The 18,979-nt window shown below is 69.8% G+C and carries 20 protein-coding genes and 4 tRNA genes; 22 read left to right on the top strand and 2 right to left on the bottom strand.

The features are described 5' to 3' along the window. Window positions 1–138 precede the first annotated feature (138 nt). From ABZ738_RS02020 to ABZ738_RS02030, 3 genes are all read left to right on the top strand, one after another. On the top strand, window positions 139–1,599 hold the full coding sequence (locus ABZ738_RS02020) for a proton-conducting transporter membrane subunit (RefSeq protein ID WP_357210373.1): 1,461 nt from the start codon (window positions 139–141) through the stop codon (window positions 1,597–1,599). 126 nt (window positions 1,600–1,725) lie between these two features. After that, window positions 1,726–2,601 carry a zinc metalloprotease HtpX gene (htpX, locus tag ABZ738_RS02025; RefSeq protein ID WP_357210376.1) on the top strand — a complete coding sequence of 292 codons (876 nt, stop codon included), beginning with the start codon at window positions 1,726–1,728 and terminating at the stop codon, window positions 2,599–2,601. Window positions 2,602–2,756: 155 nt separating this feature from the next. Continuing rightward, a complete protein-coding gene (locus ABZ738_RS02030) occupies window positions 2,757–4,016 on the top strand; it encodes an MFS transporter (RefSeq protein ID WP_357210379.1) in 1,260 nt (419 codons plus the stop codon). 19 nt (window positions 4,017–4,035) lie between these two features. Here the strand turns inward: ABZ738_RS02030 and ABZ738_RS02035 are convergent, their stop codons facing one another. Further along, window positions 4,036–4,725 (bottom strand): TetR/AcrR family transcriptional regulator, encoded by a 690-nt coding sequence (locus tag ABZ738_RS02035; RefSeq protein WP_357210382.1) that lies wholly within the window; start codon window positions 4,723–4,725, stop codon window positions 4,036–4,038. 123 nt (window positions 4,726–4,848) lie between these two features. Between ABZ738_RS02035 and ABZ738_RS02040 the strand changes: the two genes are divergently transcribed. Beyond that, window positions 4,849–5,670 (top strand): SDR family NAD(P)-dependent oxidoreductase, encoded by an 822-nt coding sequence (locus tag ABZ738_RS02040; RefSeq protein WP_131052794.1) that lies wholly within the window; start codon window positions 4,849–4,851, stop codon window positions 5,668–5,670. A gap of 96 nt (window positions 5,671–5,766) precedes the next feature. Here the strand turns inward: ABZ738_RS02040 and ABZ738_RS02045 are convergent, their stop codons facing one another. After that, the gene (locus ABZ738_RS02045; protein WP_161594942.1) at window positions 5,767–6,261 is read right to left on the bottom strand and encodes a YajQ family cyclic di-GMP-binding protein; all 495 of its coding nucleotides are present in this window, start codon (window positions 6,259–6,261) and stop codon (window positions 5,767–5,769) included. A gap of 148 nt (window positions 6,262–6,409) precedes the next feature. On the opposite strand from ABZ738_RS02045, the gene ABZ738_RS02050 reads away from it, so the two are divergent. The 18 genes from ABZ738_RS02050 to rplL all read left to right on the top strand — a co-directional run bounded on the left by ABZ738_RS02050 (window position 6,410) and on the right by rplL (window position 18,435). Beyond that, window positions 6,410–6,493, top strand: a tRNA-Tyr gene (locus ABZ738_RS02050). A 248-nt stretch (window positions 6,494–6,741) separates the two neighbouring features. Further along, complete coding sequence (locus ABZ738_RS02055) at window positions 6,742–7,389, top strand: hypothetical protein (RefSeq protein ID WP_131052796.1); 648 nt, start codon at window positions 6,742–6,744, stop codon at window positions 7,387–7,389. A gap of 433 nt (window positions 7,390–7,822) precedes the next feature. Beyond that, window positions 7,823–7,972, top strand: a complete 150-nt coding sequence (locus tag ABZ738_RS02060) for a hypothetical protein (protein WP_161594943.1) — start codon at window positions 7,823–7,825, stop codon at window positions 7,970–7,972. A gap of 515 nt (window positions 7,973–8,487) precedes the next feature. Then, on the top strand, window positions 8,488–11,019 hold the full coding sequence (locus ABZ738_RS02065) for a bifunctional diguanylate cyclase/phosphodiesterase (protein WP_131052797.1): 2,532 nt from the start codon (window positions 8,488–8,490) through the stop codon (window positions 11,017–11,019). 92 nt (window positions 11,020–11,111) lie between these two features. After that, window positions 11,112–11,184, top strand: a tRNA-Thr gene (locus ABZ738_RS02070). Between the two features lie 25 nt (window positions 11,185–11,209). Beyond that, window positions 11,210–11,282, top strand: a tRNA-Met gene (locus ABZ738_RS02075). 131 nt (window positions 11,283–11,413) lie between these two features. After that, on the top strand, window positions 11,414–11,581 hold the full coding sequence (gene rpmG, locus ABZ738_RS02080) for a 50S ribosomal protein L33 (protein ID WP_007073056.1): 168 nt from the start codon (window positions 11,414–11,416) through the stop codon (window positions 11,579–11,581). A gap of 125 nt (window positions 11,582–11,706) precedes the next feature. Continuing rightward, window positions 11,707–12,153, top strand: coding sequence for a MaoC family dehydratase N-terminal domain-containing protein (locus ABZ738_RS02085; RefSeq protein WP_131052798.1), 447 nt, complete (start codon window positions 11,707–11,709; stop codon window positions 12,151–12,153). Between the two features lies 1 nt (window position 12,154). Then, window positions 12,155–12,547 carry a MaoC family dehydratase gene (locus ABZ738_RS02090; protein WP_131052799.1) on the top strand — a complete coding sequence of 131 codons (393 nt, stop codon included), beginning with the start codon at window positions 12,155–12,157 and terminating at the stop codon, window positions 12,545–12,547. Window positions 12,548–12,673: 126 nt separating this feature from the next. After that, window positions 12,674–12,746, top strand: a tRNA-Trp gene (locus ABZ738_RS02095). Between the two features lie 211 nt (window positions 12,747–12,957). Continuing rightward, window positions 12,958–13,356, top strand: coding sequence for a preprotein translocase subunit SecE (secE, locus tag ABZ738_RS02100; protein ID WP_131052800.1), 399 nt, complete (start codon window positions 12,958–12,960; stop codon window positions 13,354–13,356). A gap of 38 nt (window positions 13,357–13,394) precedes the next feature. After that, on the top strand, window positions 13,395–14,117 hold the full coding sequence (nusG, locus tag ABZ738_RS02105; protein WP_131052801.1) for a transcription termination/antitermination protein NusG: 723 nt from the start codon (window positions 13,395–13,397) through the stop codon (window positions 14,115–14,117). Between the two features lie 215 nt (window positions 14,118–14,332). Then, window positions 14,333–14,764, top strand: a complete 432-nt coding sequence (rplK, locus tag ABZ738_RS02110) for a 50S ribosomal protein L11 (protein ID WP_131052802.1) — start codon at window positions 14,333–14,335, stop codon at window positions 14,762–14,764. An 82-nt stretch (window positions 14,765–14,846) separates the two neighbouring features. Continuing rightward, a complete protein-coding gene (gene rplA, locus ABZ738_RS02115; RefSeq protein ID WP_131052803.1) occupies window positions 14,847–15,563 on the top strand; it encodes a 50S ribosomal protein L1 in 717 nt (238 codons plus the stop codon). A gap of 82 nt (window positions 15,564–15,645) precedes the next feature. After that, window positions 15,646–16,434, top strand: a complete 789-nt coding sequence (locus ABZ738_RS02120; protein WP_357210390.1) for an ABC transporter ATP-binding protein — start codon at window positions 15,646–15,648, stop codon at window positions 16,432–16,434. Continuing rightward, the gene (locus ABZ738_RS02125; RefSeq protein WP_176095241.1) at window positions 16,431–17,120 is read left to right on the top strand and encodes a hypothetical protein; all 690 of its coding nucleotides are present in this window, start codon (window positions 16,431–16,433) and stop codon (window positions 17,118–17,120) included. The genes ABZ738_RS02120 and ABZ738_RS02125 overlap by 4 nt, the downstream gene beginning before the upstream one ends. Window positions 17,121–17,446: 326 nt before the next feature. Then, window positions 17,447–17,995: a 50S ribosomal protein L10 gene (gene rplJ, locus ABZ738_RS02130; RefSeq protein ID WP_131054310.1), complete on the top strand. Its 549-nt coding sequence runs from the start codon at window positions 17,447–17,449 to the stop codon at window positions 17,993–17,995. Between the two features lie 53 nt (window positions 17,996–18,048). After that, window positions 18,049–18,435, top strand: a complete 387-nt coding sequence (gene rplL / locus ABZ738_RS02135; RefSeq protein ID WP_131054311.1) for a 50S ribosomal protein L7/L12 — start codon at window positions 18,049–18,051, stop codon at window positions 18,433–18,435. Window positions 18,436–18,979 lie beyond the last annotated feature (544 nt).

Here is an 18,979-nt window from a genome sequence, read left to right on the forward strand (position 1 = left end):
ATCTTCGGTTCAGCGCGGTGGTGCCTCGTGGCGGCACGCAGCGGAGCGGAGTGCCGGCATGAGCGAGCGTCAGCGAGCGAATCGTCAACGCGGCGCGGTGGTGCCTCGTGGCGGCACGCAGCGGAGCGGAGTGCCGGCATGAGCGAAGTGCAGAGTGTGGACCACGTCGCGTTGCTGCCGGCGTACCTGGCCGCCGGGACGGCCGTCCTGGTGCTCCTGGTGGACCTGCTGCTGGCCCGTCCGGCGGCGACGGTGGCCTCGGCGGTCACCGGTGCGGTCGCCACCGCCGTGGGGGCGGCGGCGGTCGGCACCCTCCCGGACCGGCGGACGTTCTGCGTCGGCCCCGACTGCTCGTACGTCTTCGGCGGCCGGGCCGCTCTGGTCGCGGCGCTGGTGGCGCTGCTGATGGTCGGGGTGCTGGCGCTGTCCGGGCCGTTGCTGCGCGACGGGCGGACTCCGGTGGGGGAGTACTGCTTCCTGCTCGCCTGCTCGATGACCGGTGGCGTGGTGCTCGGCGTGGCCGGTGACCTGATCACCCTGATCGTGGCGGTGGAGGTGCTCACGCTGCCGCTGTACGTGCTGGTGGGCCTGCGCCGGGGCAGTCTGGCCAGCGCCGAGGCGGCGGTGACCTTCTTCGTGGTGAGCGTGGTGGCCACCACGCTGACGCTGCTGGGTGCCGCGCTGCTCTACGCGGTCACCGGCGCACTGCACCTGGAACGGCTGGGCGGGCTGCTCGCCGACGGGGCACTGCTCGACCTGCCGCTGACCACGGTGGCGGTGACGCTCGTGGTGGCGGGACTGGCGTTCAAGGTGGCGGCGGTGCCGTTCCACGTCTGGGCGCCGGCCACCTACGACGGCGCACCGCTGCCGGTGGCCGCGTACCTGTCGACGGCCTCGAAGCTCGGCGGGGTGGTGGCCCTGCTCGCCGTGGTGCAGCACGCGTTGCCGGCCGAGGTGACCGGTCCGGTGCTGGCGACGGTCGCCGTGCTGACGATGACCGTGGGCAACCTGGTGGCGCTGCGTCAGCGGCGTACGGTGCGACTGCTGGCCTGGTCCTCGGTGGCGCAGGCCGGGTACATCCTCGCTCCGCTCGGCGCGCTGGCCCTGGCCGATCCCGACGCGCGCACCGGTGCGTACGCGGCCGCCCTGGCGTACGCCGTCTTCTTCGTGCTGTTGGAGCTGGCCGCCTTCGCCGGGGTGGTGGCACTGCGCCCGGCCGGTGCGGACGGCGGCACCCTGGACGACCTGCGGGGTGCGGCCCGCCGGCACCGGTGGATCGGTGGCGGCCTGGCGTTCGCGCTGGTCGGGTTGGCGGGCCTGCCGCCGGCACTGGCCGGGCTGTTCGCCAAGGTGACGGTGGTCCGCTCGCTGCTCGGCGGCGAGGCGAACTGGCTCGCCCTGGTGGTGGCGGTGAACGCGGTCATCGGCCTGGCCTACTACCTGCGCGTCGCGGCGTTGCTCTACGGGCCGCCGGGGGAGACCGCCGCGCCCGCCGTGCGACCGGGACGCGCGGTGATCGCCGCGCTGGCGGTGGCGACGATCCTCGCCGTGGTGGTCGGGTTCGCACCGCAGGTCGTGCTGGATCTCGCCGGAGGCTGACCGCGACCGCACTCCTGGTCATGACTGCCGTTCAGGTAACTCTCAGTCATGAAGCGGATGGTTTACGGGTACCGGGTTGTTGTACCGGTCAGCGGATCCCGTCATCCGTGCACCGAAGGAGTGATCGTGCACCACAACCGTCTGAAGACCGCCGCGCTGCTCGGCCTGCTCACCTCAATGATCCTGGCGGTGGGCTACTGGTTCGGCGGCAGTGGCGGACTGGTCGTCGCCGTCCTCGTCTCGCTGGCGATGAACGGTTTCACCTACTTCTACTCGGACAAGCTGGCGTTGCGCTCGATGCGGGCGCAGCCGGTCACCGAGGCGCAGTTCCCGGAGCTGTACCACATGGTGCGGGAACTGGCCGCCGAGGCGCGGCAACCCATGCCCCGTCTCTACGTGAGCCCGACCGCCCAGCCCAACGCGTTCGCCACCGGGCGTAACCCGCAGAACGCGGCGGTCTGCGTGACGCAGGGGATCGTGGAGATCCTCGACTACCGCGAGCTGCGGGGCGTGATCGGCCACGAACTGTCCCACGTCTACAACCGGGACATCCTCATCTCCAGCGTGGCGGCCGGTCTGGCCGGCATCATCACCATGCTGGCGAACCTCGCTCTGTTCATCCCGCTCGGCGGCAACAGTGACGAGGACGGCCCGAACCCGGTCGTACTGCTGCTCACCGTCATCCTGGGCCCGCTCGCCGCGACCGTCATCCAGCTCGCGATCAGCCGCAACCGGGAGTTCCAGGCGGACGCCTCCGGCGCCGAGCTGACCCGCGACCCGCTGGCCCTGGCCAGCGCGCTGCGGAAGATCCACATGGGTACCCAGCGTCGACCGCTGCCGGCCGAGGGCCAGCTCACCAGCACCGCCCACCTGATGATCGACAACCCGTTCAAGGGCGGCGGCATCTCCGCCCTGTTCGCCACGCACCCCCGGATGGAGGAGCGCGTGGCTCGGCTGGAGCAGATGGCCGCCCAGGTCGGCCCGGTCCGCTACCAGCGCTGACGCACCACCCAACCCCTTCGCCGCCCGCGCCGGAGCATCCGGCGCGGGCGGCGCGTCGGTGCGGCCTGTGAGCGCGATAACCATGTTGCGCGGCACCACCCGGGCGTTAGGGTCTAAACGAATCTGGCTCATTACATCTGCGGTGGGGGTGCACGGTGGTCGGGCTGCGCCGGTATCTGAGCGTCTGGCAGATCCCAGGTGCGCCGACCCTGCTGATCACCGGCATCCTCGGGCGGCTCGGGATCGGCATGACGCCACTGGCGCTGCTGCTCGTCGTGGAGCAGGTCACCGGCCGCTACTCGCTGGCAGCCCTGGCCGGCGGCTGCTACGCCCTCACCGGTGCCGCGCTCAGCCCGATCGCCGGACGGATCGCCGACCGGATCGGTCCCACCCCGGTCCTGGTCGGCACCGCGATAGCCCATCCACTGGCGCTGATCGGGCTACTCCTGTCGGCCCGCTCCGACACCGTGCCCTTCGCCGTGGTGCTGGTGGCCTCGGCGCTGGCCGGAGGGTCGTACCCGCCGCTCACCGCCGCCATCCGAGGTGCCTGGAACGACCTGACCAGCGTCTCCTCGGGCCGTTACCACCTGCGCAACACGGCGCTCGCCGCGGAGACGACGCTGTTCGAGATCGTCTTCGTGCTCGGCCCGCTGCTCGTCGCCGGCTTCATCCTGTTCGCCGACGCCGGAGCGGCCCTGATCGGCGCGGCCGTGGTCACCCTCGTCGGCACCGTCGCGGTGGCGCTCGGCCGCACCATGCGCGGCTGGCAGCCGCACTCCCGTGAGCACCGCACCCGAGGGCTCGGCCCGCTGCGGGTCCCCGGCTTCCCGGCGCTGCTGCTCTGCGTGGCCAGCCTCGGCATCGCGTTCGGCGCGACCGGCGTGACCGTGCCGGCGTTCGCCACCCGCTACGCCGCCGACGACCCGGACAGCCTCGCCGGTGTGCTGCTGGCCGTCTGGGGGATCGGCAGCGCGATCGGTGGGTTCTGGTTCGGCCTGCGCCGTCCGGCCCTCAACATGACCCGCCAGTTCGCCTGGCTGTTGGGCTTGGTGGCGGGCAGCTTCGTGGTGTTCGCCGTGATGCCCACGGCGGGCGCGCTGGGCGTCGCCCTGGTCATCGGTGGCGCCGCCATCGCGCCTGCGTTGACCCTGGAGAACACCCTGGTCGGGCGGATCTCCCCGCTGGGCATGCTGAACGAGGCGTACACCTGGGTGGTGACCATGTCGGTCGGCGCGAGCGCGGCCGGTGGTGCCGTCGCCGGCCTGATCGTCGACCAGGCCGGCGGGGTGCCCTGGGCCTTCCTGTTCGCCGGTGCGGCGGTCGCCGTCGGGGCCGGGGTCGCGGCCCTGCCCGCCGGCCCCATCGCCCGCGCCGAAGCCGACGCGGTACGCCTCGAAGAGCCCGCCACCGTCTGACCGTGTCCCCGGCACCCGCTCACGGTCCGGGGCGCACCGCGCGGAGCACGTGCGCGACCAGCGCGTCGGCATACTCGTCGGTGAGCGGCCCGAGGCGGAGCAGCCACCGCTGGTACAGCGGCGCGTAGAGCAGTTCGAGCGTCAGGTCCAGGTCGGCGTCGGCGCGGATCTGCCCCGCCCGCTGCGCGCTGCGCAGCCGCTCCCGCTTGGCCTCGTCCACCGGAGCAGCCAGTCGTTCCCGGTACTGCGTGGCCAGCTCCGGATCGGCCGCGATCTCCAGGTTGAGCGCCCGGATCGGCGCCTCGAACGCCGGGTCGGCGAACTCTGCGACGGTGGCCCGCAGCACCGTCCTCAGGTCGGCCTCGATGTCGCCGGTGTCCGGCAGCCTCACACTGCCGGCCTCCTCGCTCAACGCCAGGAACGCGTCGAAGACCACGGCCCCCTTCGACCGCCACCACCGATAGATCGTCTGCTTGCCGACCCCCGCCCGCGCCGCGATGGCCTCGATGGAGAGCTTCGCGTACCCGACCTCGGAGACCAGCTCCCGCGTGGCACCCAGCACGGCCTGCCGGGACCGTTCGCTCCGGCGTGCCGGGTCCGGACGCTTCGGTGCCGGTGCCGGTGCCGGTGCCGGTGCCTGGGCTGTGGCCTGGGCCTGGGTGGTGGCCAGGTCCTGGGTCGGGTAGGTGTTTCTCGGGGCCGGGAACATGAGCTTGAGCATATCGAGAGTGAGACGAGACGGTCCGTCTTGACGGATCGGTGTCGGCGGAGCAGACTCGATCCGTCAAACGAGACGGTCCGTCTCGTCTCACTCGATCGAGGGAGGTGCGGGGTGGCAGATCCTCGCGTGTGGTTCGTCACCGGAGCCAGCCGTGGCCTGGGCCGGGCGGTCACCGAGGCCGCCCTGGCCGCAGGGGACCGGGTCGTCGGAGCGGCCCGCGACGTCGACCCGTTGGCCGAGCTGGCCGCGCGCCACCCCGACCGGCTGGTCGCACTGCCCCTGGACGTCGCCGACCGGGCCGCCGTCACGCTGGCGGTGGACCGCGCGGCCGAGACCTTCGGTCGGCTCGACGTCGTCCTCAACAACGCCGGCGGGATGCTGCTCGGCATGCTGGAGGAAGCCACCGAGGAGCAGATCCGGCAGCACCTCGACGTCAACTTCTTCGGCGCCGTCTGGGTCACCCAGGCCGTCATCCCGCACCTGCGTGCCCAGGGCGGCGGTCGCCTGCTCCAGGTCACCTCGATGGGCAGCGGCGGCGGCGTCGCCTCCGTCGGCCTCTACGCGGCCGGCAAAGCCGCACTCGACGCGCTCAGCCAATCTCTGGCGATGGAACTCGCGCCCTTCGGCATCAGGGTCAGCATCGTGCAGCCCGGCGGCTACGACACCGGCCTCTACACGTCGGGCATGACCGCTACCGAACCCCGACCGGCGTACGCGCCGCTGCGGGCGCAACTGGCCGAACTCTGGGGCGACGACGCCGGCCCGCCGCCCGAGACCGCCGCACCGGTCATCATGACGCTGGTCGACCTGCCCGAGCCGCCGCTACGCCTCATCGTCGGCAGCAACTCCTACGACATCGTCAGGCAGATGGAGCAGGCCAGAGTCGACGAGTACCGAGCCTGGGAGGACCTCAGCCGCCAGGCACCCGGCTGAGCCGTGCGTACCCCGCTCGCACCGGCTCGGCGCAGACGCCGCCCGCCGGCCGCCCCCGGTATTCCTGAGGGGCGGCCGACCGCGGGGGCCGCTGCCTCAGCGGTAGTTGTTGAACTGCAGGGCGACGCCGAAGTCCTCGCCCTTGAGCAGCGTGATGACGGCCTGCAGGTCGTCCTTCTTCTTGCCGGTGACCCGAAGCTGGTCACCCTGAATCTGCGCCTGGACTCCCTTGGGACCCTCGTCGCGGATCTTCTTGCTGATCGCCTTGGCCTTCTCCTGGTCGATGCCCTGGATCACCTTGGCGTCGATCTTGAAGATCTTGCCCGACGGGCGCGGGTCACCCGCGTCCAACGACTTCATCGAGATGTTGCGCTTGACCAACTTCTCCTTGAAGACGTCCAGCGCGGCCTTCACCCGCTCCTCGGTCTCCGCCTGGAGGCTGATCGCCTCCTCACCCGACCAGGAGATCTCCGCGCCGGTCCCCCGAAAGTCGAACCGCGTCGCGAGCTCCTTCTCCGCCTGGCGAAGGGCGTTGTCGACCTCCTGGCGGTCGACCTTGCTGACGATGTCGAACGACGGGTTCGCTGCCATGCTCATGCTCCTGCTGTCCGGCTGATTTGTGATCCTTTGCCCCCGATGCCCAGGGGTACGACTCCCTGACGGTACCCGGTTGCGCCGGAGCCGGTGGTAGCCGCTATCCTTGCTTCCGCTGCCGCGCCACGGTGCGGTGGTACGCCCTGGCGGGTTGCCCGAGCGGCCAATGGGAGCGGACTGTAAATCCGTCGCGAAAGCTTCAGAGGTTCGAATCCTCTACCCGCCACCAGGTGCGACAACGGCCCCTGACCAGCAGAGATGCTGATCAGGGGCCGCTCTCGTTGAGCTAGCTCCGTCCGGCTGAGTCCAGCCCGTTGCGCTCCTGAGTGACTTCCTGCGCCGAGTCCCTTGCCGTCGGGGATTGATGAGGGCTGTCAGGATCCTTGTGAGGGCCGATGTCCGCGTGCCGTCGGTCGGCGCTGTAGAAGGCGGGGCAGCCTGTCGGCGGCTGGCTCACCGTGAGGTCGAGGAGGTTGCGTGAGCACTCGGTTCGTCCGAGCGGGGATGGCGGGCATCCTTGTCGTGACACTCGCCGCCACCGGCTGCGGTTCGTCGTTCTTGGGCTCTGACCAGCTTGGCGATGACGTGTTTGCCCAGACGAGTAGCTACGGCTGGGGAGGGTCCTTCGCTGTCGGTTATCGACTCACGGACGGCGTCACAATCGTTCGGATCGACAAGGGGCCGGTGACGATCAAGAGCATCGAGCCGGTCATGCACGGTGGTTCGACTCGTCTGCTCGGTGCTCAGGTGCGGTTGCTGACCGCGTCCCGAGGTTCACCCGTGGTGGACTCCGAGGGCTGGCCGCCGACTCACCGTGACCTTGACGGTGCGGAGGATGCGGCCGGGTTCGTCATTCCCGATCCTGGAGCCGTTGATCCGGTCGATCATCCTCACGGCACCGTGCACATCGAGATTTTGCTCGGTTACGAGTTCGTCGGGGAGGGCCGGGCGGTCCGGCGCGGGGTGAACGTGAAGTACGAGACCGGCGGCCGGCAGCGGAAGGTCTTCCTGGGGAGCTACATGGCGGTGTGCGCGCCTGCGGCAGTGCCATGCCAGCACGAGGACGAGAACGGGCCGGTGCCACTCGCGGCTCACGTCACCCAGGTGGGAATCGGCTACCTGTAGTCGTCGGGTTGCTCTGCACTGTCCCGGCGAGGAGTGGTGGTGCCCATGATCCGCTCGGCGGCCCGCTCGGCCTTCGGGGTGTGTTCTCCGGGTGGCAGTCAACGCGAGTTCGGTCCAGCGTGCCCGGCAGCGAACGGCATAAGGCTGTCGACCCGTACGCGACTCCGCGCCTTTATCGACTACGAAATCGGGGTCCGATAATGCGGAAGCCGTCGGTACCTTCAGCCGGTCGAGGTCGGGTAGCGGTGAACCGGGAAGGTCGCATTCTTCGTCCGGCCGCTGGTCGGCGAGGGCGCCGAATGTCTCGGACGGCGGGAGCGGGTACCCGACAGATCGGCCGTCGGCGCCGTTGAGCAGCGCCTTCGTGTAGGTTGGCACGATTCGGCCATCCATGGGGGTGACTGCGATGGTGTGTTCGGCCTACTCTGGGTTCGTGCAGCTCGAGAGCGTGCCGTTCGCCCTCGCCGGGTGGGGCGTCGGGCTGGCGGTGCTCTACCTGGTGATCCGGCTGGCTGTTCGGCATGCAATGGAGGACGCGGACCGACGCAGGGCGGAAGAGCGGTCACAGACGCGGGGTAACTGATCGCTTACGGTGGCGTGATTGGAGGTCTTCCGCCATTCCGCATTATCCGGTCAAAAGTATTCTTCGCCATTGTCCGCTAGATCCGCTACGCCGCCTTAGTGGGGAATGGGTGGTTGGTGTCTTCTTCTTCAGTGGCACCGGCGCTGCCAGCGCTGACCTGCCCGGACGTTGTACGCGACGGGTACGTACGTGTCGTGCGGCACGACAACCGGACCAACATCAGGTCTGTGAACTTTCCACCGGCCGACTCGCTGTGGCACCATCGGGGGACCTCCATCGCGTTCCCTTCACCCCACTCAGGAGCACAGATGTCTGCTCGACGTTTGGGCCGGCTACTCGGCTCCCTCTTGCTGGTTTCCGGCCTGGTTCTCGCGACGAGCACGGTCGCGGAGTTCGATGTCAGGGCGAATGGTCTCGAGTGGAACATGCCGACCCTAGGGTCGCTGATCCCCTGACGGGCCTTCGCGCGTCCGGGCCCCTCCGGGATCCGCTGAGTTCAGGTCGCTAGGGGAGCCATGACGCCTCGCCCCCGCCCCATCCGACGGCGGACGGAGTACGCCTGGCTGGTCACCGGGCCGTTGGCGCTCGGTGCTGTCGTCTTCTCACTGATCCTCGGGCTGACGACGTCCCCCTCCCTGGGGGACTGGCCGATGACGTTGCTGCTCACAGCGGCGATGGTGGCCGCCGCACTGCCGACCATCAACGTCGTGGTGCGGCGTCAGGCGCTCGCCGCCACGCCGACCGAGATCCCGTTGGTCGTCGCCCTCTATCTGCTGCCGCCGCTCTCGGTGGTGCTGGCGTACACGGCCGCCGCCATCGTGGTGCAGATCCGTCGCAAACTGCTGCCGGCGAAGTTCTGGTTCAACGTCGCGCTCGCGGCGATAGCGACATCTCTGGCGACCGTGGTCTACCACGTGTTGCCGCAGCCGGGTGGCGTCGGTCCGGGTACCTGGGCCGTGCTGACCGTCGCCGTGGGTACGCACACCCTCGTCGCGTTGGCCGCCGTGGTCGCGGTGGTCTCCGTGGTGCAGGGCTGGCAGGCCGGACGGGAGATGCTCCGGGCGGCGCCGCCGATGTTGCTCGCGGTCACGATCAACCTCGCCATCGGTCTGGTGATCATCATCGCGCTGGAGGGCACGCCCTGGGCGGTGTTCCTCTTCGCCGGTCTGGGCATCGCCTTCGCTCTGGTCTACGGCTCGTACGCGCAGTTCTTCCGGCAGCACCGCACGGTCGCCGAGATGTACGAGTTCACCAAGGGGATCACCGAGAGCGGCCCGGACGGCAACCTGATCGACGCGTTGCTGGTCCGGATCCGCAGCCTGATGCAGGCGGAGTCCGCCACCCTCTGGTTGCCGGCCCAGGGCCGCCACCCGGAGGTGCTGCTGACCGCCCAGGAGGGCAAGCCCGGCCTGCTGGACTCCACGCACAGCCCGGCCGCGTTGCGGGACGTCGCGGTGGCCCGGCAGGAGACCGTGGCGGTCAGCAGTCGGCTGGGCGGCGACGACCCGGAACTGCGCGACACGCTGGAGTCGACCTCGGTCAAGGACGTGATCGTGGTGCCGCTGCGGTCTGGCAAGGCGGTCATCGGCACCCTTGAGGTGACCAACCGGCTCGGCGACACCAACTCGTTTCGGGCCGCGGACGTGACCGTCTTCGAGACGGTCGCCGCCCACGCGGCGGTCGCGCTGGAGAACTCGCGCCTGGTCGACCGGTTGCGGCACGACGCGTACCACGACGGGCTCACCAAGCTGCCCAACCGCCGCCGGATCCTCGGTGCGCTGACCGAGGCGGTCCGGATTCGGGCCCCCGGCGAGGTGGTGGCGCTGCTGCTCTTCGACGTCGACCGCCTGCGACAGGTCAACGAGTCCCTCGGGCACGCCGCGGGGGACAAGGTGCTGGTCGAGGTCGCCGACCGGCTGCGTGGATGCGTACCGTCGGCGGCCCTGGTCGGTCGGGCCGGCGGCGACGAGTTCCTGGTGACGTTGCGTCTGGAGAGTGCCGAGGCGGCGGTGGAACTCGCCGGCCACCTGCGCGAGCAGATCCGGGACGAGATGGTCTTCGACGCCCTCACGTTGGACGTGGACACCGCCGTCGGCGTGGTGGTGCATCCGGATCACGGCAGCGATCCGGCGACGCTGCTGCAACGGGTGGACGTGGCGGCGTCGGCCGCCAAGTCGGTCCCCGGCAGCGTGCAGCTCTATACGCCCGCCCTGGAGTCGCGTGCGCTGCATCGGCTGGGTCTCGCCGGTGACCTGCGCAGCGCCCTGGAGAACGGCGAACTGGAGATCTACTACCAGCCGAAGGTGACGCTGCGCGACCGGCGTCTGGTGGGAGTGGAGTGCCTGGCCCGGTGGGAGCATCCCACCCACGGCACGGTCGCCCCACAGGACTTCGTCGCGGTGGCCGAACACACCGGCCAGCTCGGGCGGCTCACCGAGTTCGTGCTACGGGAGGGGCTGCGCCACAGCCGCGACTGGGCGCACGGCGGCCAGTCGCTCGCCGTCGCGGTCAACATCTCCGCGCGTACGCTCAACGACCAGCACTTCCCGGAGCGGGTGCGCGAGTTGCTGGCGGAGTACGACGTACCGGCGCAGCTGTTGACCCTGGAGATCGAGGAGGCCGGGGTGCTGGACGGCACCGACCGGCCCATCCCGACCCTGCGCCGCCTGCGGGACCTCGGCGTACGGCTCTCGGTGGACGACTTCGGCACCGGTAGTTCCTCGCTGGCCCACCTGCGCCGGTTGCCGGTGCACGAGGTCAAGGTGGACCACTCCTTCGTCCAGGGCATGGCGACCGATCCCGGTGACCTGGCGATCGTCAACGCCGTGGTGACCCTCTCCCAACAGTTCGGCCTGACCGTGGTGGCCGAGGGAGTGGAGAGCGAGCTGACTCTGGAACTGCTCCAGGACATCGGCTGCGAGATCGGCCAGGGATTCCTGTTCAGCCGCCCGCTGCCGTACGAGCGGCTGGAGGCATGGTTCGGCGCCCAGGTCGACCCGGAATCGATCACCGACAACGAGCTGCCGCGCCTGCGAGTGGTCCCCTGAGCTGGGTGTCCGACGTCCCCGGGGATCCGATTTCACCAGCGCGGTAGGGCCGTGTACTCTTACCTCTGCGCGGCCACCGAGTGATCGCGCAGGCCCCCTTAGCTCAGTCGGCAGAGCGTCTCCATGGTAAGGAGAAGGTCTACGGTTCGATTCCGTAAGGGGGCTCAGAGGGTCCGGCTGGGCCCACCACGGCGGTGTAGCTCAGATGGTAGAGCAAGCGGCTCATAATCGCTGTGTCGCCGGTTCAAGTCCGGCCACCGCTACTCTCGTCCGTCCGGAGCATTCCGGCGGTCGGTGGCACGGGCGCCTTGGGCGCCCGCTTTGCGTGTTCGCCCTTGTGGTGCGTACGCTGTAGCGCTGTAGTTGTATCCGTTAGCGAGGAAGGCACTCCGCCGTGGCGAAGGCGACCGATGTCCGGCCGAAGATCACTTTGGCGTGTGTGGAGTGCAAGGAGCGCAACTACATCACGCGCAAGAACCGCCGTAACGACCCGGACCGCATCGAGCTGAAGAAGTTCTGCCCCCGGGACGGTCGGCACACCGTTCACCGCGAGACCCGCTGACCCGTCCGGGCCGACTCGGCCCGGGTCGACGCGTACCAGGATCGCCGGTTCGTGCGGCGGCGCGGCCCTCGGGCCGACGTCGACCGCGCGGATCGGCGTTCGTGCGTTGCGTGTAGGTTCGCGACATGTCCCTGGACCACTCCTTCGTCGGCCGCAGTTTTCCGCCGACCGCCCCCTACCAGGTGGGCCGCGAGAAGATCCGTGAGTTCGCGACGGCGATCGGGGCCACCGATCCCGCCTACCACGATCCGGAGGCGGCCCGTGCCCTGGGCCATCCGGACGTGGTCGCGCCGCCGACCTTCCCCGTGGTGATCACCATGGCCGCCAGCCGCCAGATCGTCGAGGACCCGGCCCTCGGCGTCGACTACAGCCGGGTCGTCCACGGCGACCAGCGGTTCGCGTACACCCGCCCGGTGGCGGCCGGCGACGAGCTGGTCTGTGTCAACGTCGTGGAGGACATCACCAGCCGGGGTGGTCACGAGTTCCTGACCACCCGGACCGAGGTCAGCACGACCGCCGGCGAGCCGGTGGTCACGGTCTGGTCCAAGCTCGTCGTACGCGGGGAGGCCTGACATGGAGCTGACCAACCAGACGTTCCGAGTGACCCGGGCGGACCTGGTCCGCTACGCCGGCGCCTCGGGCGACTTCAACCCGATCCACTGGAACGACAGGTTCGCCACCAAGGTCGGTCTGCCGGGCGTGATCGCGCACGGCATGTTCACCATGGCGCTGGTCGGCCGGGCCGTCACCGCCTGGGCCGGTGGACCCGACGCGGTGGTCGACTACAACGTCCGGTTCACCCGTCCGGTGGTGGTGCCGGACGACGACCAGGGCACCGAGATCGTGGTGACCGCAGTCGTCCGCGAGGTCACCGATGCGGGCCTGACCAGGCTCGACATCACCGCCACCTGTCAGGGCGAGAAGGTGTTGTCGCAGGCGCGGGCCATCGTGCGGACGACGGGCTGACCGGCACCGCTCGCCGCGATCGGCAGACCGGTTGGGAAAGTCGGGTCCCTACCCGTACACTGGTCCGCCGTGGGGCAAGTGACTCCTGCCTGGTCGTGTGACCGGGTGGGACGAGCGTTGCCACACAGGGGTGTAGCTCAATTGGCAGAGCAGCGGTCTCCAAAACCGCAGGCTGCAGGTTCAAGTCCTGTCACCCCTGCGCCTCAGGCCTGACCGTTCCGTGGGTCGCGTCACCGCTCGGTGGCGTGCGGCCCGTGGTGGTGGCATCGGCGGAGAGGTTCCGAGGCATCGGGGCCCCTCCGGTTGATCCGCCGGCCGCGGCCCGTCCCGGGACGGTTGGTCCGGCCGGCGTGACCAGCGCCGCGTACGCGTACCGCGTGCGACCCCGACATCCCGCGACGGAGGGCGAAGTGGCCGACAACAAGCGGCGCGGCGAGGACGCCGACGACGACCGCCTGAACGACGAGGTGGTCAACGACGGTGACGGTGCCGACGACGACGCCACCGACGCGGACGATCTGGTATCGCGGGGCGGCACCGCCACCCGCGAACGGGCGAAGGCGGATTCCGCCGACAGCCGGTCGAAGACGCGTGCCGATGCCGACAAGGTGGGCCTGTTCGGCCGCGTCGCGCGTTTCATCCGCGAGGTCGTGGCCGAACTGCGTAAGGTCATCTGGCCGACGCGCAAGGAGCTGCTGACCTACACGGCCGTGGTGGTCGCATTCGTCGCGATGATGCTGACGATCGTGGCCGGCCTTGACTACGCCTTCGCGAAGGGCGTGTTGTGGGTCTTCGGCAACCCCAGCTGACCGGCTGACTGTGCCGATAGTGACGGAAGTGAGCAAGCGTGCCTGAGTACGACGAGACCGCCGAGACCCCGGACGAGCAGTCCACGGTGGCGACGGCGGCGAACGACGAGTCGGTCGAGGCCGCCAGCGAGCCGGAGTTCGCGACGACGGAGCCCGCACCCGACGAGGACTACGACCCGGTCGCGGAGCTGCGGCAGAAGCTGCGCTACGCGCCGGGCGACTGGTATGTGGTGCACTCGTACGCCGGCTATGAGAACAAGGTCAAGACCAACCTCGAGACCCGGATCACGTCCCTCGACATGGAGGACTACATCTACCAGGTCGAGGTGCCGACCCGGGAAGAGGTCGAGGTCAAGAACGGCAAGCGGTCCCAGGTCCAGGCGAAGGTCTTCCCGGGCTACATCCTGGTCCGGATGGAGCTGACCGCCGAGTCCTACTCCTGCGTGCGCAACACGCCCGGGGTGACCGGCTTCGTGGGTGCCACGGACCGGGCCGACCGTCCGGCCCCGCTGAGCCTCGACGAGGTGCTGAAGTGGCTGGCGCCGTCCGTCGAGACCGAGCAGAAGAAGGCCAAGCCGGAGATCAAGGTCCTCGACTTCGAGGTCGGCGACTCGGTGACGGTCACCGACGGCGCCTTCGCGTCGCTGCCGGCCACGATCAGTGAGATCAACGCCGACCAGCAGAAGCTCAAGGTGCTGGTGTCGATCTTCGGCCGGGAGACGCCGGTGGAGCTGAACTTCAACCAGGTCGCCAAGATCTGATCGCATCGACCGTCGGCGACGGCCCAGAGGGTCGTCGTCGGCGGTCGCCGTCGTTCGTCTGGCCCGTCCCGCCCCCGTCGGGCAACCTCTGTGGGCGGGTGGATTCCGACCTGCGCTACCCTAGAACGTCGCCGCCGTCCCACACGCGCTGACCGTGCGCGCTCGACGGCGACGTCGGTGCGAACAATTCCCAGTTCCAAGCCCCAGGAAGTGACATGCCTCCGAAGAAGAAGCTCGTCAAGACGTTCACGCTTCAGCTGCCGGCGGGCCAGGCCACCCCGGCGCCGCCGGTGGGCCCTGCGCTCGGTCAGCACGGCGTGAACATCATGGAGTTCTGCAAGTCCTACAACGCGCAGACCGAGTCGCAGCGGGGCGATGTCGTCCCCGCCGAGATCAGCGTGTACGAGGACCGGTCCTTCACCTTCGTGCTGAAGACCCCGCCCGCCGCCCGGCTGCTGATCAAGGCCGCTGGTGTGGCGAAGGGCTCGGGCGTCCCGCACACCCAGAAGGTCGGCTCGGTGACCCGCGCCCAGCTGCGTGAGATCGCCGAGAAGAAGATGGCCGACCTCAACGCCAACGACCTCGACCAGGCTGAGAAGATCATCGCCGGCACCGCCCGGTCGATGGGCCTGAACGTCACCGACTGATCTCGGTCACCAGCGACCCGTACGGATCGTGGGAGGGCGCGCGAGCACCGCGGCCCGCCAGAAACCACAGGAGTAGACAGAAATGCAGCGCAGCAAGAGCTACCGCAAGGCCGCCGAGGTCATCGACCGGTCGAAGCTCTACACCCCCGCCGAGGCCGTGAAGCTGGCCAAGGAGACGACCAACGTCAAGTTCGACGCCACGGTCGAGGTCGCCATGCGCCTCGGCGTCGACCCCCGCAAGGCGGACCAGATGGTCCGCGGCACGGTCAACCTGCCGCACGGCACCGGTAAGACCGCCCGCGTGATCGTCTTCGCCGCCGGCGCGAAGGCCGAGGAGGCCGTCGCCGCCGGTGCCGACGAGGTGGGTACCGACGAGTTGGTCGCCCGGATCCAGGGCGGTTGGTTGGACTTCGACGCGGCGATCGCCACGCCGGACCAGATGGCCAAGATCGGCCGGATCGCGCGGATCCTGGGCCCGCGCGGTCTGATGCCGAACCCGAAGACCGGCACGGTGACCATGGACGTCACCAAGGCGGTCGCGGACATCAAGGGCGGCAAGATCACCTTCCGGGTGGACAAGCACTCCAACCTGCACCTGATCATCGGCAAGGCCTCGTTCTCCGAGACCCAGCTGGTGGACAACTACGTGGCGGTCCTGGACGAGGTGCTGCGGGCCAAGCCGTCCGCGGCGAAGGGCAAGTACCTCAAGAAGGTCACCCTCACCACGACCATGGGCCCGGGCGTGCCGATCGACCCGAACCTGGTGAAGAACCTGCAGGAGGGCTCGGCCGACAGCTGAGCAGGACGAATGCCTCGAAGGGGCCCCGCCACACGACCGTGGCGGGGCCCCTTCGCCGTGACCGAGGTGGCAAGCTCGCCTGATGCGACTGGAGGACGTCTGGCTGCGGTACCGCCGTCCTGGTCCCTGGGTGCTTCGATCGGTGACGATCGAGATCGCGCCCGGCGAGGCGGTGGTGGTGCACGGGCGCAACGGCGCCGGCAAGTCGACGCTGCTGCAACTCGTCGCCGGGATCCTGCCGCCGTCCCGGGGGCGGGTGCGCGATCGACCGGCCGTGGTGGGCTGGGTACCGGAACGCTTTCCCGCCGACCAGCCCTTCACCGTCGAGGGATACCTCGACGCGGCAGCCCGGGTGCGTGGACTCGCTCGTGACGAGGCGGGCCGGGCGGTGCACCACTGGGTCGAGCGCCTCGGTCTCGGACCCTCCCGGGCCAGCCGGCTGCCCCAGCTCTCGAAGGGCACCGCGCAGAAGGTCGGTCTGGCCCAGGCACTGCTGCGCCCGCCGGGACTGCTCGTCCTCGACGAGCCCTGGGAGGGCCTGGACGCCGCCGCCCGCGAACTGGTCCCCGAGGTCGTGGGCGAGGTGCTGGCCGAGGGCGGTGCGGTACTGGTCAGCGATCATCGCGGTGAGACGGCCCGACTGCCGGGTGCCCGGCAGTGGACCGTCGACGGTCAGACGGTGGCCGAGGGACCGTGGGCCGGTGCGGAGGCCACCGTCGTGGTGGAGGTGGCGGTCCCGGCTGCCGGCGTCGCCGCCACGGTGCGCCGGCTGCGCGCCGACGGTCACCGCGTCCTCCGGATACGCGGACACGACGCGTCGTCGGAGGTCACCGAGTCGTTGGCCGGGGCGGCCTCCGAGGTGGCGCCGTGATCGCGCTGGTCCGGTTCCGGCTCGCGGGCTTCCTGCGTACCGGACGGGCGCTGGCACCGGTCCTGGCCGGCCTGCTCGTGTTGGGCATCCTCTACGGCGGTGGCCGCGCCGAGCCGGCCGAGGCCTACGGCGTGTCGGCGGTGGTCCTCTTTCCGGTCCTGGCCTGGCAGACCAAGATCCTGCTGGACGTGGAGCCGGACGCTCAGCGTCGGCTGGCCGTGGTCGCGCTCGGGCCGACGCGGGAGTGGGCGGCCGGACTGCTCGCCGCGGCGACCGCAGGTCTGGGTCTGATCGCGGTCGCGCTGGTGATCCCGTGGCTGCTCGGCGGGATGGCCGTGCCGACCGGACCGGACGACCGGTCCATCGTCGCCGGCCTGGCACTCGGCCTCTGGGCGCACCTGATCGCCCTGCCGGCTGCCGTGGCGCTCGGTGCCCTCGCCGGCCGGGCGGTCACGCGCAGCGCCGGGTACGGCGTCGCGGTGCTCGTCCTCGGTGTGGTCCTCGCCCTGGTGTTCGGCCGCGTCGACCCGGCGCTCCGGTGGCTGGCCCCGCCGTTGCTGACCACCGCGCGGGCGCTGGCGGGGTCCCTGTCGTGGGCGACCGGGGTGCTGGTGACCGCCTGGGCGCTCGGTTGGGCGGCCGTGCTTCTGGCGGGTTGTCGGCGTGCCCGCCATCGACGTGCCTGACGTTCACCGTCCGTGGTGACCGAGCGCACTCCGGGGCGATTTGGCGGCTACCGGGAGTAGGGCGTAACCTAGGCCGCGAAGTTCCACCCAGAGACCGCTGGTCACCGTGCTCCGGCACGGTCGAAGGTCCGCGAAGACGGGCGACCCGCGTAGGGCGGCAAGCGAAAACTGGCAGAGTCCCCGTGGTCCGCCGACTGCGATGATCTCCGCCGACCTCGCCCCGTGCGCCCTGCGCCGGGGCTTTTCTGTTGCCGCGATGCCTCCGTCCCCGTCACAGGCGCCTGTCTGCGACGGTGACCAGCCTCGAGTAACGAGAGAGGAGGGACATGGCGGACAAGCCGATCCGGGCCGACAAGGCCTCGGCCGTTGCTGAGCTGACGGAGAACTTCCGCAGCGCGGGTGCCACCGTGCTGACCGAGTACCGCGGTCTGACGGTTTCCCAGCTCACCCAGCTGCGGCGCTCGCTCGGCAAGGAGACCACCTACACCGTCGCCAAGAACACGCTGGCCAAGCGTGCTGCGGCAGATGCGGGTATCTCCGGCCTCGACGAGCTGTTCACCGGTCCTACCGCGCTGACTTTCGTTTCGGGCGACGTCGTCGAGGCGGCGAAGGGGCTTCGCGACTTCGCGAAGTCCAACCCGAAGCTCGTCATCAAGGGCGGCGTCTTCGAGGGCAAGGCCATTTCCGCGGCCGAGGTCACGAAGCTCGCCGACCTGGAGTCCCGTGAGGTGCTGCTGGCCAAGCTGGCCGGCGCGATGAAGGGCAACCTGAGCAAGGCCGCGGCCCTGTTCCAGGCCCCGCTGTCGAAGACCGCCCGTCTGGCGGCCGCCCTGCAGGACAAGAAGCGTGAGCAGGAGGGCGCCGAGGCGGCCTGAGGCCGCGCGGCGCACCCACGTTCTTAGTTAACCATTCAGAAAGGACGCCAGATATGGCGAAGCTCAGCACCGAAGAGCTGCTCGACGCGTTCAAGGAGATGACGCTGATCGAGCTCTCCGAGTTCGTGAAGCAGTTCGAGGAGACCTTCGAGGTCACCGCCGCCGCCCCGGTCGCGATGGCGGCGGGCCCGGCCCAGGGTGGCGCTGCCGCCGAGGCCGAGCCGGAGAAGGACGAGTTCGACGTCATCCTCGACGCCGACGGTGGCAAGAAGATCCAGGTCATCAAGGTCGTGCGTGAGCTGACCGGCCTGGGCCTCAAGGAGGCCAAGGACCTGGTCGAGGCCGCGCCGAAGGCGATCCTCGAGAAGGTCAACAAGGAGGCCGCCGACAAGGCCAAGGCCAAGCTGGAGGGCGAGGGCGCCAAGGTCACCCTCAAGTGACCTGAGCCTCACCCGGGCGTACCGGCTCACGTGAGCCGGGGCACACCCACATCGCGGCGGGCGACGATCCGGATCTCGGATCGGCGCCCGCCGTGTGGTTTCACTGCCCGGAACCGGTCATGAGCAGGGCGTGTGCATCGCGGCGGGCGCGGGCCCGAACGGCAGTGGTTTCGCCCGTGGGTGGGAAAGACCGTCGGATGGCGGCACCGGGCCTTGACGCGACCATGGACTCCCAGGCACGCTGACATCAGCAAGACCTTCCGCGCTTGCGACGGCCACCGGCTGGGTATGAAGCGGCAGCACCACCGCCGCAGACATCTGGGCGGCCCGGCAGGGACGTTGCGTTCCGAGCGGCCCGGTGTGACCCGTTTCCAGGGTCCCGAGGCTCGTTCCGCAACTTCCTGCGGGGTGGGCTGGACAGCGGTTAGCCTCTCGGCTACACTGCTAGTTTGCGCTGCCTTCCGACTTGACCCCTGCTCGGAAATGTCCGTTTGTGGATATTTTCTGGTGGGGTCATTGGAGTGCACGCGTACCAGCCGTTCTG

The sequence above is a fragment of the Micromonospora sp. NPDC047793 genome (genome assembly GCF_040642635.1).
Classification (GTDB): domain Bacteria; phylum Actinomycetota; class Actinomycetes; order Mycobacteriales; family Micromonosporaceae; genus Micromonospora.

Bases quoted from the DNA above. Each gene is read 5' to 3' on its own strand.
- ABZ738_RS02020 (WP_357210373.1), top strand. From the start codon at position 139: ATGAGCGAAGTGCAGAGTGTGGACCACGTCGCGTTGCTGCCGGCGTAC.
- ABZ738_RS02035 (WP_357210382.1), bottom strand. From the start codon at position 4,725: ATGTTCCCGGCCCCGAGAAACACCTACCCGACCCAGGACCTGGCCACC.
- ABZ738_RS02045 (WP_161594942.1), bottom strand. From the start codon at position 6,261: ATGGCAGCGAACCCGTCGTTCGACATCGTCAGCAAGGTCGACCGCCAG.
- ABZ738_RS02065 (WP_131052797.1), top strand. From the start codon at position 8,488: ATGACGCCTCGCCCCCGCCCCATCCGACGGCGGACGGAGTACGCCTGG.
- ABZ738_RS02085 (WP_131052798.1), top strand. From the start codon at position 11,707: ATGTCCCTGGACCACTCCTTCGTCGGCCGCAGTTTTCCGCCGACCGCC.
- ABZ738_RS02090 (WP_131052799.1), top strand. From the start codon at position 12,155: ATGGAGCTGACCAACCAGACGTTCCGAGTGACCCGGGCGGACCTGGTC.
- rplK (WP_131052802.1), top strand. From the start codon at position 14,333: ATGCCTCCGAAGAAGAAGCTCGTCAAGACGTTCACGCTTCAGCTGCCG.
- rplA (WP_131052803.1), top strand. From the start codon at position 14,847: ATGCAGCGCAGCAAGAGCTACCGCAAGGCCGCCGAGGTCATCGACCGG.
- ABZ738_RS02120 (WP_357210390.1), top strand. From the start codon at position 15,646: ATGCGACTGGAGGACGTCTGGCTGCGGTACCGCCGTCCTGGTCCCTGG.
- rplJ (WP_131054310.1), top strand. From the start codon at position 17,447: ATGGCGGACAAGCCGATCCGGGCCGACAAGGCCTCGGCCGTTGCTGAG.
- rplL (WP_131054311.1), top strand. From the start codon at position 18,049: ATGGCGAAGCTCAGCACCGAAGAGCTGCTCGACGCGTTCAAGGAGATG.